Origin of the sequence: Pedobacter ginsenosidimutans, from assembly GCF_001442625.1 — a bacterium.
Classification (GTDB): domain Bacteria; phylum Bacteroidota; class Bacteroidia; order Sphingobacteriales; family Sphingobacteriaceae; genus Pedobacter; species Pedobacter ginsenosidimutans.
This window is the reverse complement of record NZ_LMZQ01000004.1, coordinates 236068-252415: the sequence shown is the minus strand read 5'-3', so window position 1 is coordinate 252415 and position 16348 is coordinate 236068. Positions and strand designations below refer to the sequence as shown.

Here is a 16348-nt window from a genome sequence, read left to right as displayed (position 1 = left end):
TATTGGTGAATGGAAAAATCGCAGCTAAGGAATTTGAGCGTCATATTCTTCTTGATAAAATTTATTTATCACATTATATAAAACTTGAATATCATGCCCTTGATTTAAACTATTGTAAAGTTCGTTATTGACTGATTTTTCCATAACGATACCGTGTTGAACTTTCAAAAGATAAGGGAAGCCTACCTGATTTTCAATTTTATATAATAAAGTTGAAGCAAACCTTTGCGAATAGTCTGATTTTGGATATCTTCCATCAAGGAAAATCAATTTTACCTCACTTGGTAAGGTTGGGATAATGTATTTCTCGATAAATTCTTGGCAATCTCTTCTGTTATTATAACAAAAGAATTTATGTCCGTCAATTTTCAAAAGATACTCGAGATATAATTTTTCATTTTTTTTCTCTTCAATATGGTCGCTGATCATTGAGATAATAATCAGTGGTGAAAAGATTAATAATAAAACCAGTCCGATTGAGACCAAAATGATAATCCCAATAATGTTCTTTAACTTTTCCCACATTCTGAGATTAAATTATAGAAAATTATGTCGGCCACCAACTTTGAGATTAATTAAATCTAATTATGGGGTGTTTTTTGCGTTTAAGCAAAGAACTGAGTTGAGTTTCTTGTACAGGCATGGTTAACTAAACCAAGACAGAAATGGAAATACCTTTTGGCGTGTGCTATGGGAAAAGATTGCTTCGACGTTCCTCCTTACAGCAATGACGATAAATGGAATAGGTAACCGGCCAAAAAGATTGCAATGAATGGCGCGGCTGATGAAACCGAAGAATCACTGAACATAAATTTTCTGGTATTTGCCACGGAAACACGGAGGACACAGAAATGGGGAAATAAAAAAATCCCCCAAATTGCTTTGAAGGATTTATATGTTTTCGTCTTTGACTAAGCTCAGACTACAATTTGTAATTACTTTTTAACGTACATTACTTCTTTTACCGCTTTAACTACGCGTTCAGCATTTGGTAAGCTTGCTGCGATTAAAGTTGGTGAGTATGGAAGTGGAACGTCGGCACAGGTGATACGTAAAACCGGTGCATCTAAATAATCGAATGCATGTTTTTGTACCATGAAAGCAATCTCACCAGAAAGAGATGCCAAAGGCCATGCTTCTTCTACAACAACCAAACGATTTGTTTTCTTAACAGAAGCGATAATGGTATCATAATCGATAGGACGTACAGTACGTAAATCGATTACTTCAACATTGATTCCTTCTTTAGTTAATTCTTCTACAGCTGGGTTTACAACGCGGGTTAACATTTTACCGAATGTTACGATGGTTACATCAGTACCTTGTTTGGTTACGTTTGCTTTTCCTAATTCGATATAGTACTCTTCTGCAGGAACATCGCCTTTATCGCCGTACATTACTTCAGACTCCATGAAAATAACTGGGTCCTGATCTATAATTGATTGCTTTAATAATCCTTTTGCATCATAAGGAGTAGCCGGAACTACCACTTTTAATCCTGGTGTATTTGCAAACCAGTTTTCGAAGTTTTGAGAGTGTTGTGCACCTAATTGACCTGCGTTACCTGTTGGGCCGCGGAAAACCATAGGGCATGAGAACTGACCACCGCTCATTGATAAAATTTTAGCAGCACCGTTGATAATCTGATCGATAGCTACTAATGAGAAGTTAAAGGTCATAAATTCCACAATTGGAATAAGGCCTGCTGTTGCTGCACCAGTTGCAATACCTGCGAAACCTAGCTCGGCAATCGGGGTATCGATAATGCGTTTCGCACCAAATTCGTCAAGCATACCCTGACTTACTTTGTACGCACCGTTATATTCTGCTACTTCTTCACCTAATAAAAAAACGCGGTCATCTTTACGCATTTCTTCGCTCATGGCTTCGCGTAGTGCTTCTCTAAATTGGATTTCTCTCATTGTAAATTTTAATAACGGTGGCAAATATAATTATTAATCGCTTTGAAACCAAAGGCTAAAATGCCTATGTTTTGTAATAATTATAGGCGATCTGCTTAATTATTCAGGCTTTTTGAGGCTGTATTTTTTGTTTATCTGCTAAAAGAAGAAATAATATTGGGCGATTGTGTTTTTGGTTAGCTTATTGTATCAAAGCTTGTGCTTTTTTCGAAATATCTTCTTCAAAATGAATAACATTACTGCTATTATTTAAAATAGAAAAAACTGGTTCATCACCAGGGCATATTTTAATTTCTAAGAACAAGGCTTAAAGCAGTTAGTTGGGATTGTTATCTAAATTTAATGATCTGGGTTTATTAAACCATAAATTTCGCTATCAAGAAACTTGCCCTTAAAATAATAATCTTGCTTAAAATGTGCTTCTTTTACAAATCCGTGTTTAATAAGCATCTGCCTTGAAGCATCGTTTTCTACATTAATATTGGCGCTGATGGTGTGTAGGTTAACCACCTCAAATCCAAATGCAATTGATTTCTTTAATGCTTCCGAAATAATTCCTTTTCTCCAATAATCGGGATGGAGCATGTAACCAATTTCAGCCCTGTGATTTGCAAAATCAGTGCGCCAATAACCTACGGATCCGATCATTTGTTTGGGATTTTCTTTTAAGGCGATTACCCAAGCCAGGTTATCGCCATTTTCGTATCCATTTCTGAAACGTGAGATAAAATCTTTGATCTCAAAAATATCTTTGGGTCTTTCTCTGTCAATATATTTCATTACCGTTTCATTGGTGCGCATGGCAAAAAGGGCTTCGGCATCAGCAAGATCGTGTTCGCGGAGAATTAATCGTTCAGTTTCGAGTATGGGAAATTTTGTGAAATTTAAGGTTAGCATTTTTAAATTTAAGAGATTAACCGCAAAGCGCGCAAAGTTTTTCGCAAAGAACACAAAGTTTTGTTTTACCACAGAGCACACGGAGGTTTTCACGGAGGGCATGAAGTTGATATTTTTCAATCCAGCTCCGAGTAATCTGCGGCTTACTTTGTGTGCTCTGTGGTTATTTTACTAAGCACTTGGCGCTTTTTGCGATTTACTTTATTTCTTTGCGGTTGAAACTATTTCCCAAACAGCGTTTTGTAAATAGAATATTTGTAATTATCCTCAACGGCACTGGCAACGAAATAAGGTGCTTCGAAAAGTTCGGTTAACTTTTTTCTTAACTCAGCAAGAAATTCCGGTTTAATTTCTTCTAAATAAGCTCCGGATAGATTTTGCCTGCCTGACTTAAACCAAACGCCATCTACGCTCATTGTTTTTACTACATACAGGTTGGGCTCCACAAAAGTTCTGCCCGAGAATTGTTCATAAGCATAGGTGTACAATAAAGTTTGGATTAAAGCTTTGTTGATATGTTTACCATCAGAATTGAATAATTCAGGGATGTCTTTAAAGGTTAACTTATCACTTCCGGTTTTGTAATCAATAATTTTTGTTACCCCATCTTTTACATCAACACGGTCTATGAAACCAAATATTTTAACGCTGGCTTCTCTTCCTTTAAGGGGGAAACTGATTTCGGCTTCTACTTTTTGCTCTAGGCTAATGATCGTAAATGGCGTTTGGGCTTCATCCTGATTTAAAATGATGTTTACATAAGCATCAACAATTGATAAAATTACCTTTTGCATTCCCTTATATTCCATCACTGTATCGGGATTTTTAAACATCACTGCATTAAAACCTTTTTGTATTAAAGCGGGAATCTGTTTCCGCTTTTCTTTAATCCGCTCTGCAGTAATTTCAGCCGATCTTAAATCCTCGTAAAAATACTCCATCACTTTGTGTAAAATCGAGCCGATTTCGTTGGCTTCTACCACTGCGCTAACCTCTTTAGGCTCTTTAATGCCTGCAATGTAATTGAAAAAGAAGTCTATCGGGTTGGAGATGTATTGGGTAAGTGCCGATGGCGAAAGCACCTTCTTTTTATCGAGGTATTTCTGAAGCGTTTCCTGGATAAAGGCATTATTGGTTTTCTCGATCTTTACTTCCTTAAAAGACTCGGTTTTTACCTCCAGATTAAGCTCATTATAAGCAAAATCGAAACCACTTTCGTACTCGAGCTGCTTTAAGATTCTGCTGGCTTCGCCTGAAGTAGACTCATCTGTTAAGCTATTATAGACAAAATTGATATTCTTTGCTCTCTGTAATAGACGGTATACCATATAAGCGGAAATGGCATCAAGATTTTCAAGAACCGGAAGGCCGTAAACACGACGTATAGAATCGGGAATAAAACTATTACCAATGGATGATTTTGGAATAATACCTTCGTTGAAGCCCAAAATTACTACTTTATCGAAATTTAAGTTTCGCGTTTCGAGTAATCCCATTACCTGTATCCCGTTTAACGGATCGCCTGAAAGCGGTACCGCAATGGCCTGTAGCGATTTTTGAACGAGGTAAATTACAAAAGGGATTTCCTCTTTACCGATGTGGTTGCTAAAAGTATCGTGTAGTCTATTTAACTCCTGAATGGTTTTTACGAATAGTTCTGCATCGATTTTTTTTAATGTTTTTGCATTCGATAATCTTGTTAACACATAATCCAATACATCGAGTAAATTGGTTACTACATGCTGCGGATTATCTATTTTTTTATAAAAAATTTCAAACAGCCCGCTTTGGCGTAATAATCGTTTATGATCGATCTCCACCTGGTTTTCTTCCAACAACGCGGTTAAAATTTTATCCCGCATTTTTTGGGTAAGGCCTGTTAAGGGATGGGTTAAAAAAGCTTCTACATTTTTATAGCTTACTTTATTCCGCTGTAAAATCTCCAACTGACTTCCCAACCATAAATCAACCAAACCAAAAATGCTTGAGGTTGACAGCGCAAAGCCCATCGTTACATTAAGATCAATTTCTTTTCCGTTAAATGTGGTTGGAATCGTCTGCAAAGTTGGGATCAACAGACTCTCATCTGCCAAAACCACTACTGTTTTGCCAACAGTTTCAGTATCTGTATAATCTTCCTCTAAAATATTATTCAGGATTTTGGCCTGTGCCGATTGCCCCTGGACTTTGAAAACATTCACATGGTGTTCTGCGGTTTTCATTAAACTTTCCTGTTCAGCAAACACATTTTTTAGGCCAAGCTGATTAATGTTTTTGCGTAAGAACAAACCGGCTTCCTGCGATATATCATCCAAATAATAAGTATCAGCATCAAAATAAAACAATGCTTTGTCAGCTTCTTGTAGCTGGGTAAATATTTTGGCTTCGGCGCTGCTCAAAGCATTAAAACCTACAAAAATGATCTTGCCCTTATCAAAATTCGAAATAAACTGCTGGTGATTGGTAATGTCATCGGCCAGGTGGCGATAAACCGAACCATTGGTTAAATAGCCCTGCTCTTTAAGTGTAGCATGGTATTTATGGTAAAGTTTGGGCATCCTGCGCCACATCTTGATGAACAGTTCCTGCTGTTTTTTGTGTTTTCCTTCAGAATAGGATGTCCAGAACTGGGAAAGAAATTCGTACTGCTCAGGGCTTAAATAATCGAAATCTTTATTGATAACCGAAATATCTTCCAGATCGCGGTATAATTTCGCTGCATCAACCAAATCAGCATCAATCTGATTAAAGTCACTTAGGATAATTTTGGCCAAAGGAAAAAACTTATGGCTGGAAATACTTTCCAGTTGCTCTTCGGCAAGCAGTTGGTTATAAATACGGTGTAAAGTAAAAAACTGGAGATAAAAGTCTGCTATTTTATAACTGGTAGAACTGGCGAAAAATTCTTGTATGGTAAAAAAAGATGGACTGAAAAATGGCTTGCCGATAATATCGGCAAAGTGTTTCTGCAAATAGGCTGATGGACGTTTATTGTTAAAAACAATGGCACAGTTTTCCAGCTGATTCCCAAATCTGGCCACTAAATCTTCGGCAACTTCCTGTAAAAATGGTTTCATCTGCATATTATACTAATTTCAATTTGCCTTTAACTGCATAGAAAAGATAGGTTCTGATATTTTGATAACCCATTTCTGTAAGTAATATTCTATAACTATTTACCTGCTCGATGTGTTTGTCACTTTCTTCCAAAGTAAATTTGTAATCCAGAATAATTACTTCATCAGCATTGATCAAAACCCTGTCAGGGCGATGAAGCTTACCGTGGGCATCAATAATATTTTTTTCTACGATACTTTCGCCCGCCTCGGCTAAAATGGCCTTAAGTTCCGGATTGTTTAATACTTCAAGTGCCGCATCGATTAATTTCTGCTTTTCTTCTTCCTTGATAATGCCTTGCAAAACCAGATTGCTTGTATAATCACTTACCTCTTTTGAAGTACTGGCACTGGCCAGGATATCATGTAACAACGAACCTTTTCTTCCTGATTTTTCAATATTGACCAAATGCTTTAAATGTTTGTCTTCTGAAGGGATATATAACTCTGATAAGCGGGTTGTGGTTGGATAACTATTTAAATTGATAAAATCCGAATCCTCTGATTTGCTTTCAACGGATACATAATCAACAATTTCGTACACGCCATTTTCATCAAACTGCTCATCGAAAGTAAAATTGATCACATCGCCCATGTTGGATAATTTCAATTCCTTTTTTGCCATTGTGGCAATGTAGAGGTAATCTTTTGATCGTGTAGTAGCCACATATAACATATTAAGGGCATCCATGTTGTTATAAAGTAATTCCTCATAATATGCTCTCGCGATTGCCGAATCTGCCAAGGCTTCATTGTATTTTAAAGGAATTCCCTTAAGTTCCTTGTAAACTGTTTCTTCTGAAGATACCCAAAAAGTGCCATTAGGTTTACCTTTAATCTCCCAATTGCAAAACGGGACAAAAACAGCCCTAAAGGCCAGCCCTTTAGATTTATGTATGGTGATGATCTGTATGGCATCTGCACCTTCTGGTGAGGGTAGTGATTTTTTGATGCCGTCTTCTTCCCACCAGGTTAAAAAGGAAATAATACCTTTTTCGCCAAGCTTGCCTGCAGAAGCGGTGAGGTCTCTAAAAGCCAACAAATAGGGTAAATTGGCGGTCAGGTTTTTTAATCCATAGCTTTCAATTAAAATCTCAACCAGCTCAGCCAGGGGAAGCTGTAACCAGCTTTGCCAGTTCTCGCACAAAGCTACAGGTAAAACCTCGGTGAGTGTGTTTAAAGGCTTATTGTTAAGGTTTAAATAATAATTGGCATTGATCTCTTTCTCGTGCAAGGAATGGTACAGCGCAATACAATTGGCTTTGTACAATGCTGTTTGCGATTCTAAACCAATCAGTATTTTTAAAGTGTTGATGATGAGCTGTATAGCTGAGTTGTTCGAAATCAATAAAGCATCGCCCGATAAAACCGGTAAGTTATGCCCCATTAATTTTTTAACCGTCAGCAAGGCTTCACTGTTCGAACGAACCAAAATGGCAATGTCCTTTAGGGCATACTGCTGGTGGTTTTTGAGATGATTTATTTCTTCAACAATATCGTCTAAAGCAATGTCCCTGAAAACGGTTTCGGTAAAACGCGTTTCATTAGGTGCATGATCTTTTCCGAACTTTTTAATCTTGATTGTTCCGCCTTTTAAGGTATTGGTGGCAAAGTTTTGGGTTGAGCCGCTATAAATATCGGTAATAATCTGTTGATAATGCTGTTCCTGCCACCATTTAGAGATGCTTTCAGGTTTGGCTGCCAGATTTTCGTTCAGTTCATTCTGCAGGGTTAAAGGGATGGCCTTGTAAAGGAAATTGTTAAAAGTGATGATGTTCTCGGCACTTCTATAATTTTCTTCCAAACTTTCCTCCAATACATTCTCTGCACCAACATCTAACTTGGCATGTTTATGCAGGATGTTCCAGTCGCCATTGCGCCAACGGTAAATAGATTGTTTGGTATCGCCAACAATCAGGTGATCGATCAGATCCTGACTAGGCGTGGCCATCGCATTTGTTAAGAGCGATTTAAAACTTCCCCACTGGCTGGTAGAGGTATCCTGAAATTCGTCGAATAAAAAATTACGGTAGCGGTTACCCACTTTTTCCCAGATAAAAGAAGGGTTATCGCCTGCATCTTCGGTAATTCCGGAAATCAGTTTTTGTGCATCGCTAATGAGCAGATTGTCATTTTCAGCACGGTACGCTTTTAATAGTACGGCAATTTCCTGCATCAACCTTAAATAGTAAAGATTTTTATTAAAAGCGATGGCCAGGCTATAATTTGGTAAATGTGCTAAATAATGCGTTTTTAATTTCTGGAGGATCGGATTTACCGTATCATAAGCCTCTGGAAAATTTACATTTTTTTGAAACCACTCATCGGGTTCGTCGATTAAATTGAATAGTGGTTCTATCTTGGAAAAATCGCCTCTGGCTACCAGGATAATTTTAGCAAGCGGACTACGCGATTTCCCTTTGAGATGTTCGGTTTCTACACCGATTACATTCAGGGCTTCATTCGCTTCGGTTGCCAGAGAAATCAGTTCCTCTTCAAAGTTCTTGATTTCAGCCTTGGTAACACTGATATATTTTTTAAATAATTCATCGATGTTTTCCAAACCGAGCGTACTTACCGCATCTTCAAAGATCTGGAAACGTTCAGAGAATATCTCTCCGATCAGGTTATAAAGTTCGAATTTATAGTTCCAGCTTTTATTGTCGCTGATACGCTCGATAGCCAGATCAATGATCCATTGTAAGAGCTGATTATTATGGTCTAAAGCTTCGTCCAGTTTATTTACAAGGTCATCTTTAACCTTGTCATAATTCATTTCTAAATTATAATCGGCATTTAGTCCCAACTCGAAAGCAAAACCACGGATTACTTTTTGCACAAAACCATCAATCGTACTTACCGAAAAACGGCTGTAATCGTGCAAAATTTTTCGGTAGATCTTGTCAGCCCTAAACTGTAATTCCTGCGGGCTTAATATCGGATAGGCAAGTAAAATGAGTTTCCGATAGTCTTCGATTTTTTTCGATGGATTGCCTTTTGCCAGTCCGAGCAATACTTCCAAAATCCTGGTTTTCATTTCCTCGGTGGCCTTATTGGTAAAGGTTACCGCTAAAATTTCGCGGTACTTATTGTCTCCACTAAAAAGCAGCGTGAGGTAGTGTGCAGTTAAGCTGAACGTTTTACCTGAACCTGCGGAGGCCTGAAGAATTTTGAGGGGTTGGGGCATATGTCTTTCTTAATTCCTCCCGATTGTAAATCGGGAGGTGCCCGTAGGGCAGGGTGGTTTAATCTTACCCTAACTTACAACAATTTAAAATTTTCTCGAAATCATGATATCAATAATTCTTCTGGATCAGGATTTTTTACTTTTCCGTTTATTGAGTGTTTTATGGCTGATCCTTGCGGGGCGTTCGGCCATTTCGATTGGCAGACCAAGCAGATCACGTATTACAACCGAGGCGCAGGCACCACCAAATGCTGCAGGCAGGTAAGAAACCGTGCCATAAGCGGAGCGCTTGAAATTACTCCCATCAGTCATGATCATTGAGTTTTTATCCATTTCTTCAGTTGAGAAAACAGCCTTTATTTTGCTTGCATTTGCAAGTTTGTTCAACCTTTTACGCACATAACTCGCAAAAACGCATTGATAAGTATCAGGAAGTAATGTAATCCTTATTCTGGTGGGATCCATTTTGCCACCTGCACCCATTGAGCTAACAATAGGAATGTTCTTTTCCAATGCTGTTCCCAGTAAAGTGATTTTTGGCATTACACTGTCAATGCAATCCATAATGTAATCAAAGCCAGTTTCTAAAATTTCCCTGCATTTCTCTGGGGTAAGAAAAGTATTTACAACATGAAGTTTTAGTTCGGGATTAATAGCCAATAAACGCTCTTGCATAATTGCGGCTTTGCTCACACCATGATTGGTCGCCAAAGCAGGCAGCTGCCTGTTCCGGTTGGTTGGGTCAACTACATCGCCATCAACAATGGTCATTTCGCCAACGCCTGAACGGCAGATAAATTCGGCAGCAAAAGAACCTACACCGCCCAAACCGATCACTAAAACATGTTTCGATTGGAGTTTTTCTATTCCATCATTTCCAACAAGGAGGGCAGAGCGCGAAAGCCAGCTAACATCAGACATATTAATTTTTCATATTTAACCACAGATGAAAAGGATGAACACAGATTTTGGGTTTTTATCTGTGTGTATCTGTGCTAATCTGTGGTTCGTTTTTTATTATATTTTTGCCACGGAGACACGAATTAACACGGAAATATTTTCTCCCGTGGTTTCTGCCTCGTGGTTAACTTTTTAAGTTTTTCCAGTCTGCAAAAATACGAGCTTTAAGCTCATCAATGCTACATTTTTTTAAAATGGCTGCGGCTTGGTAAATTTCTTCAATTGAGATATCCGAATCATCAGTTTCCAGGAAAAATTGATCGGTACTTTGAATCAGCTTAGCTGCGCCCGAATTTTCTTTTAAAGCAGTTATTCCAAAGGAAAGAAGGAAACCTTTATCAATTAACTGTTGGCCAAGCTGCTCATTTTTATTAAAACCATGGATAATCATCGGTACCTTGACTTTTAATCGTTCTTTAATTGCAATTAACTCTGAAAAGCATTTAACACAATGTAAAATCAATGGTTTATTGATTTTTTCTGCCAATTCGATCTGTTTTTCTAAGATTATGGTCTGATTTTCCAGGTTTTCACCCCTCAAACGATCTAAACCGCATTCGCCGATCTGTTTAACATTGGGTTGATTGACCACAACAGTTAAATATTTCATTTGGAGCTCCAAGTGATCAATTTTAGCAAACCAGGGATGCAGCCCAACCGAAATTGGCTTGGTTTTAGGCATCGCTAAAAAGATATCGATGGTTAATGACAAACTTTGAATGCTGATTACCCCAGGTTGGGTGGCAACTTTGTGGGTATGTATGTCTAAAAAATCCATTGGAAAACAAAGATAGGTAAAAATGGAAGATGGAGAATGGAAGGTGGTAAAAGTAAAAACGTCTTGAATTAATCTCTCCTTGTTAAGACAATTCCATCAATGACCAATGTTTCTGCTCTGTAAAGAATTCGCGAATAATCCATTGTAATACTAGACTTTATTACATTTGCTATTATTATTCATCGAAAATCATGAAAAAATTAATCATTTTATTAACTGCTGTGTTGATTTCGACAACGGCGTTTAGTCAGGCGAAAAAAGAAGGCGTTCATATCTATAATCCACAAGCGGATGCTAAAGCTGAAATTGCTGCTGCGGTTGCAAAAGCTGCCAAAGAAAATAAACATGTTTTGTTACAGGTTGGTGGTAACTGGTGCAGTTGGTGTATTGCCTTTCATAATCTGGTTGACAGCACAGCAACGCTGAAAAAATACATTAACGATAATTTTGAAACCGTTTTGGTTAATTACAGCCCTGAAAATAAAAATGAAACTGTTTTAGCTAGCTTAGGCTACCCTCAACGTTTTGGTTTTCCGGTATTTTTGATTTTGGACGGCAAAGGAAAAGTATTGCATATCGAAAATTCTTCTTACCTGGAAACAGATGAATTAGCAGCCAATGGTAAAAAGAAAGTTGGACACGATGTAAAGAAAATCACTTCATTTTTAAAAGGATGGACAACCACCGCGGTTAATCCCGAAACTTATAAGCCGAAGGCTAAGTAAAGGTTTAAGGTAAAAGGCGTAAGGTTTATGGTAAGGCCTGGTAAAGAATATAAAAAGCCGTCCTGATGTAAAAATCGGGATGGCTTTTTTGTTAATCGTCTAAATCATCTTCATCTAGCTCATCATCGAGGTTTAACTCATAAGAAGCCCTAGATGCTTCGTCAGCTTGTTCCAGCAGATCTTTATCATGTTCAATGCTGGTGTCGTCGCCATTAATTTCATTGATATTTTCAACATCATCTTCTCTGCGTAAAGCATCGTTTGGATCGTTTGAATAATTGTCGTCTTCTGGATCTATCATAACATTAAGGTTTTATGTTAGATAATCGTTTTGAGAGTGAAATTGTTTTAGGGAAATCTAAAAGGCTGAAGGTAAAGCTATTAATAGAGATCCTGAAATAAATTTACTACGTAGCTTTCCGCTTCGCTACAGGTCAGGGTAATGACATGGTTGAGGCTAATGCGGAATATTAATCCACTTCTCTGTGGCAAAAGATTCTTCGCTGCGCTCAGAATGACAAAATATTTTCACCTGATATTAATTCTTTGTGTCTTAGTGGCAAAACCTATAATCCATCCCCAAATTTATAAAACGGCGCCACGCCTACAGGCAACTTTCCTGTTGGTACCAATCTGTTATTAATTACGGCAGCAGCTGAAATTTGCATATAATCTTCTTTTTGATAGGCAACAACCAAACCTTTACTGTTTTCCAACCCTGATAAACCAGCCAGATTATATGGATTTGCAAAGAGCGCAAAAACAGCATTCTTTGCCGATAATTCTTTAATAAAATTCTTTACGCCTGCATTTAGCTGAATATTATTGGCTGGTCTTGCACGACTATCGTGAATACCCACAATCACCTGATCAAATGCGCCGATTTCGCGGGCGATGTTCGAAATCTGAGTAGCACTGGCATCTTTATCCAGCACATAATAAACAGAGTTATAATAACCTTTCGAAACCTCTTTTTGGAAAGTGGTAACCGATGGTACACCGATGCTGATAATGGCTGTTCTTCTGATCGGGATGAGGCGCTTGATATAATCTTTACCTTTTAACAGCGTTACCGATGCATTGGCCAGCTCTTGTACCAAAGCATTGCTAGACTTGCGGTTTACACCTGCAACAACACCTTGGGTTACAATCGTATCGCGTTTGGCCAGGCCTGCCCAGTATTTTGCGGTCAATATTTTACGCACACTCTGGTCTACTTCGGCCATGCTTACACGATCCTGTCTTACGGCTTTACGCACCAATTTAATGGCCCTGTCGCTATTTTCAGATAGTTCAATAATATCGTTTCCGGCAATGATACCCATTAAATCAGCTTCACCATCTTTGAAATATTTTACCACGCCTTTCATATCCATCGCGTCAGAGATAATCAAACCTTTAAAGCCTAATTTTTGCTTCAAAATGCCTGTAACAATCGGTTTAGATAAGGTAGAAGGTAGGTTTGGTGTAGCATCTAACGATGGGATGTTCATGTGGGCAATCATCACACCCGACGCACCTTGTTTAATCAACTCTTTAAACGGATACATCTCCAATGTATCTAAACGTGTAGCAGAGAAAGTAAGCTGTGGTAAATCGTAGTGCGAATCTACATCAGTATCGCCATGACCAGGGAAATGTTTCAACGTAGTTAATAAACCACCATCCTGCATGCCTTTCATATAAGCGGCAACCTTAGTGGTTACGTTGTATTTGTTTTCGCCGAAAGAGCGGTAGTTGATTACCGGGTTTTTGGGATTGTTGTTGATGTCGGCATCGGGGGCTAAATTCATCTGCATACCCATGCGTTTGTAATCTTTGGCCACTTCCAGGCCCATTTTATACAAAAGCTCCTTGTTTTGGATCGCCCCCAGAGTCATTTGATAAGGATAAGAAATGGTACTATCAAGGCGCATGCCCAGGCCCCATTCCCCATCATTTGCCACAATTAATGGTACCCTGCTTAATTTTTGATAGGCATTGGTGGCTAAAACCTGTCGACCAGGGCCTCCCTGAAAAAAGATAACCCCACCCAATTGTTCTTTTTTAATTACCTGACCAACCGAATCGGTATATTTTTTACCCAAATTGGTATGGGCTCTAACAAAGAACATCTGTGCAATACGCTCTCTGCGGTTAAGTTTGTTAAAAACCGAATCTACCCATTTAGGTTGATTAGCCAATAATTCTAAGTAGGTTTTCTGTTGTGCGCTTGCCGAAAATGCAGCGCCACAAAGGGCAATGAGTATAAATAAGTTTTTTTTCACGTGTTTTGTTGTATCTGCTGCCGCTAAATTAGTAATCAAAAGGCGAATTAAACAAAAACCAATCCAAGTAATCGATTTAATACAATGTGTTGTAAGCCTGTTGCTTTTTTAATGCTGTATAGATTAGAAATATTGGTCTCTGCTATTTATACATGCCCTTGCCTTCAATGAAATCGATCACTTTATCGGGCAGAAAAAACTGAACATTCTTTTTCTCTTTAATGGCTTTGCGGATAAAAGTTGACGAAATTTCCATTAAAGGGGTTTTGGTAAAAGTGATGGAAGGATGATTTTCCCATTCACTTACATTCGCCTCAGGGCGTGGGTAAACGTAAATCTGATAGTTTTTTAAAAGCACCTCGTAGTTTTTCCATTTTTTGAATGATACCAGATTATCTGCACCCATAATCAACACAAACTCCTTTTCAGGATATTTCTCATGAAGATAGGTTAAGGTATCGATGGTGTAAGATGGCTGCGGCAATGCAAATTCAATATCGCTCACACGGATATGTTCTGCATTTTCTGTCGCCAGTTTGGCCATTTCCAAACGGTCGTACATATTGGTTAAACCACTTTTGTCTTTTAAGGGATTATGTGGAGAAACCACCAACCACACTTCATCAAGCTCAGTATGGTTAGCCATATAATTGGCAATAATTAAATGCCCGGTATGGATGGGGTTGTATGAACCAAAGAAAAGACCAGTTTTCATGTTTGCGGTTTTCAGTATTTATGATCCGTCATTGCGAGGCTGGGCTGAGGGAGCCGAAGCAATCTATTTTGCAAAAAAGATTGCTTCACCCTTATGCTCTTTTTCCGTCGCTGCGGTTCGCAATGACGGATTAATTTAAAAAAAATCTATTTTTCTTTAGAAAACTATTTCTTCAAAAAATCTCCTACCAATTGCTCCGCTTCCGCACAAGCTGTAGCCAGATCGTAATTTTTTAAAATCACATCAAATTTATCTGCATAAAGCAATTCTTTTTCAGCTTTGATAAAACGTTCCTGTAATTTTTCCGGACTATCTGTTCCGCGGCCACTTAAACGTTCTTTTAAAACATCCAATGATGGTGGCTGAACAAAAATTGCCAAAGCATCTTCCTCATATTTTCTTTTTAAACGGATACCGCCTTCTACATCAATATCGAAAATAACATGTTTGCCATCATTCCAGATGCGTTCTATTTCTGAACGTAAGGTGCCATAAAAAGTTCCATTATAAACTTCTTCAAACTCCACAAACTCCTGGCGGGCTACTTTGTGCAAAAACTCTTCCTTGCTAATAAAATAGTAATCGTTTTCATGTGTTTCAGCACCTCTCAATTCGCGGGTGGTTGCAGAAATAGAAAAGCTCAGCTCAGGAAATTTCGTTAATAAATGATGTACTATAGTGGTTTTACCTGCTCCTGATGGTGCCGAAAATATGATTAATTTGCCTTGCATTTTTAAAATTTTTGCGAATGGCGTCTGGCGTTAAGCGCTTATCGCTCACCGCCTAACACTACAACACATTCAATAACTGTTCTTTTATCTTTTCTAATTCTTCTTTCATACCTACAACAAATTGTTGCATCTGGGCGTCGTTTGCTTTAGCACCCATGGTATTAATTTCTCTTCCAATTTCCTGAGAAATGAAACCCATTTTTTTGCCGTTTGCTTCTTTGCTTGCTAAAGTTTGCAAGAAATAATCGCAGTGGCTTTTTAAACGTGTTTTTTCTTCGGTAATGTCTATTTTGTCAATATAGTAGATCAATTCCTGTTCGAAACGGTTCTGATCGATATTTACCTTACCAACAGCATCATCCAAAAACTGTGTAAATTTATCACGGATAGCGGTAATCCTTTTAGGCTCTAATTCCTCAACAGATTTGAAATAAGAAAGAATATTTTTAATTCTCAGCTCTAAATCGGCCTTTAAAACTGAGCCTTCATCTTCTCTGAATTTATTGAAATTGGCCAAAGCCGAAGTAAAAATCTGAAATAAATGGTTCCACTCATCCTCACTTACACTTTCTTCCTTGTAACTGATTACATCAGGAAAAGTTAATGCGGTTTGCAATAAATTACTGCTATCAGCACCCAATTCGTTGTTAACGGCAATAAGCTGTTTGTAGTAGTGGCTTAATAACGCCGTATTGATGGTAGCACCCGTAACTTCACCATTGGTACGTTCTACATTGATGCTTAAACTTACTTTTCCTCTTTCGATGTCTTTACTGCAGATGTTGCGCAGAATCAGCTCTTTATCAGAAAAAGCTTTAGGATATTTTAAATTCAGCTCCAGGAATTTACTGTTGAGCGATTTGATTTCGACACTATACTTCGCATTTGCATAATCGGCTGTTGCTAAGCCGTATCCTGTCATGGATTTTATCATGCGCAAAGATAGGGTTTTAAGCCGAAAGGAGAAATAATAATGGATTGGGTGTTAGGATTGTGGAAGGTAGTAGTTTAAAGAAATGATTGTTGGAATTTGGAAAACAGGCGTTCAGC

At 38.1% G+C, this 16348-nt stretch carries 13 protein-coding genes; 1 reads left to right on the top strand and 12 read right to left on the bottom strand.

Annotated elements, in window-relative coordinates:
- Positions 1-24 precede the first annotated feature (24 nt).
- The 7 genes from ASU31_RS08165 to ASU31_RS08135 all read right to left on the bottom strand — a co-directional run bounded on the left by ASU31_RS08165 (position 25) and on the right by ASU31_RS08135 (position 10860).
- A complete protein-coding gene (locus ASU31_RS08165) occupies positions 25-525 on the bottom strand; it encodes a hypothetical protein (protein WP_057931865.1) in 501 nt (166 codons plus the stop codon).
- A 410-nt stretch (positions 526-935) separates the two neighbouring features.
- Positions 936-1922: a pyruvate dehydrogenase complex E1 component subunit beta gene (locus ASU31_RS08160; RefSeq protein ID WP_029275017.1), complete on the bottom strand. Its 987-nt coding sequence runs from the start codon at positions 1920-1922 to the stop codon at positions 936-938.
- 339 nt (positions 1923-2261) lie between these two features.
- Positions 2262-2819 carry a GNAT family N-acetyltransferase gene (locus ASU31_RS08155; protein WP_057931864.1) on the bottom strand — a complete coding sequence of 186 codons (558 nt, stop codon included), beginning with the start codon at positions 2817-2819 and terminating at the stop codon, positions 2262-2264.
- Between the two features lie 221 nt (positions 2820-3040).
- Complete coding sequence (locus ASU31_RS08150) at positions 3041-5896, bottom strand: PD-(D/E)XK nuclease family protein (protein WP_057931919.1); 2856 nt, start codon at positions 5894-5896, stop codon at positions 3041-3043.
- Between the two features lie 7 nt (positions 5897-5903).
- The gene (locus ASU31_RS08145; protein WP_057931863.1) at positions 5904-9122 is read right to left on the bottom strand and encodes a UvrD-helicase domain-containing protein; all 3219 of its coding nucleotides are present in this window, start codon (positions 9120-9122) and stop codon (positions 5904-5906) included.
- Between the two features lie 126 nt (positions 9123-9248).
- On the bottom strand, positions 9249-10043 hold the full coding sequence (locus tag ASU31_RS08140; RefSeq protein WP_057931862.1) for a tRNA threonylcarbamoyladenosine dehydratase: 795 nt from the start codon (positions 10041-10043) through the stop codon (positions 9249-9251).
- A 163-nt stretch (positions 10044-10206) separates the two neighbouring features.
- Entirely contained in the window at positions 10207-10860 is a 654-nt protein-coding gene (locus ASU31_RS08135) for a TatD family hydrolase (RefSeq protein ID WP_057931861.1), read from the bottom strand.
- Between the two features lie 191 nt (positions 10861-11051).
- On the opposite strand from ASU31_RS08135, the gene ASU31_RS08130 reads away from it, so the two are divergent.
- A complete protein-coding gene (locus ASU31_RS08130; RefSeq protein WP_057931860.1) occupies positions 11052-11585 on the top strand; it encodes a thioredoxin family protein in 534 nt (177 codons plus the stop codon).
- A 91-nt stretch (positions 11586-11676) separates the two neighbouring features.
- Here the strand turns inward: ASU31_RS08130 and ASU31_RS08125 are convergent, their stop codons facing one another.
- The 5 genes from ASU31_RS08125 to ASU31_RS08105 form a co-directional block, all read right to left on the bottom strand.
- Positions 11677-11886 carry a hypothetical protein gene (locus tag ASU31_RS08125; RefSeq protein ID WP_057931859.1) on the bottom strand — a complete coding sequence of 70 codons (210 nt, stop codon included), beginning with the start codon at positions 11884-11886 and terminating at the stop codon, positions 11677-11679.
- A gap of 265 nt (positions 11887-12151) precedes the next feature.
- On the bottom strand, positions 12152-13852 hold the full coding sequence (locus tag ASU31_RS08120; protein WP_057931918.1) for a glycoside hydrolase family 3 protein: 1701 nt from the start codon (positions 13850-13852) through the stop codon (positions 12152-12154).
- A 142-nt stretch (positions 13853-13994) separates the two neighbouring features.
- On the bottom strand, positions 13995-14567 hold the full coding sequence (gene nadD, locus ASU31_RS08115) for a nicotinate (nicotinamide) nucleotide adenylyltransferase (protein WP_057931858.1): 573 nt from the start codon (positions 14565-14567) through the stop codon (positions 13995-13997).
- Positions 14568-14731: 164 nt separating this feature from the next.
- Positions 14732-15298 (bottom strand): guanylate kinase, encoded by a 567-nt coding sequence (gene gmk / locus ASU31_RS08110; protein WP_029275003.1) that lies wholly within the window; start codon positions 15296-15298, stop codon positions 14732-14734.
- A gap of 58 nt (positions 15299-15356) precedes the next feature.
- Positions 15357-16220: a YicC/YloC family endoribonuclease gene (locus ASU31_RS08105; RefSeq protein WP_057931857.1), complete on the bottom strand. Its 864-nt coding sequence runs from the start codon at positions 16218-16220 to the stop codon at positions 15357-15359.
- Positions 16221-16348 lie beyond the last annotated feature (128 nt).

Excerpts from the sequence above, each read along its gene's own strand:
- ASU31_RS08130 (WP_057931860.1), top strand. The coding sequence starts at position 11,052 with ATGAAAAAATTAATCATTTTATTAACTGCTGTGTTGATTTCGACAACG.
- ASU31_RS08165 (WP_057931865.1), bottom strand. The coding sequence starts at position 525 with ATGTGGGAAAAGTTAAAGAACATTATTGGGATTATCATTTTGGTCTCA.
- gmk (WP_029275003.1), bottom strand. The coding sequence starts at position 15,298 with ATGCAAGGCAAATTAATCATATTTTCGGCACCATCAGGAGCAGGTAAA.
- ASU31_RS08145 (WP_057931863.1), bottom strand. The coding sequence starts at position 9,122 with ATGCCCCAACCCCTCAAAATTCTTCAGGCCTCCGCAGGTTCAGGTAAA.
- ASU31_RS08150 (WP_057931919.1), bottom strand. The coding sequence starts at position 5,896 with ATGAAACCATTTTTACAGGAAGTTGCCGAAGATTTAGTGGCCAGATTT.
- nadD (WP_057931858.1), bottom strand. The coding sequence starts at position 14,567 with ATGAAAACTGGTCTTTTCTTTGGTTCATACAACCCCATCCATACCGGG.
- ASU31_RS08140 (WP_057931862.1), bottom strand. The coding sequence starts at position 10,043 with ATGTCTGATGTTAGCTGGCTTTCGCGCTCTGCCCTCCTTGTTGGAAAT.
- ASU31_RS08160 (WP_029275017.1), bottom strand. The coding sequence starts at position 1,922 with ATGAGAGAAATCCAATTTAGAGAAGCACTACGCGAAGCCATGAGCGAA.
- ASU31_RS08135 (WP_057931861.1), bottom strand. The coding sequence starts at position 10,860 with ATGGATTTTTTAGACATACATACCCACAAAGTTGCCACCCAACCTGGG.
- ASU31_RS08105 (WP_057931857.1), bottom strand. The coding sequence starts at position 16,220 with ATGACAGGATACGGCTTAGCAACAGCCGATTATGCAAATGCGAAGTAT.
- ASU31_RS08155 (WP_057931864.1), bottom strand. The coding sequence starts at position 2,819 with ATGCTAACCTTAAATTTCACAAAATTTCCCATACTCGAAACTGAACGA.
- ASU31_RS08125 (WP_057931859.1), bottom strand. The coding sequence starts at position 11,886 with ATGATAGATCCAGAAGACGACAATTATTCAAACGATCCAAACGATGCT.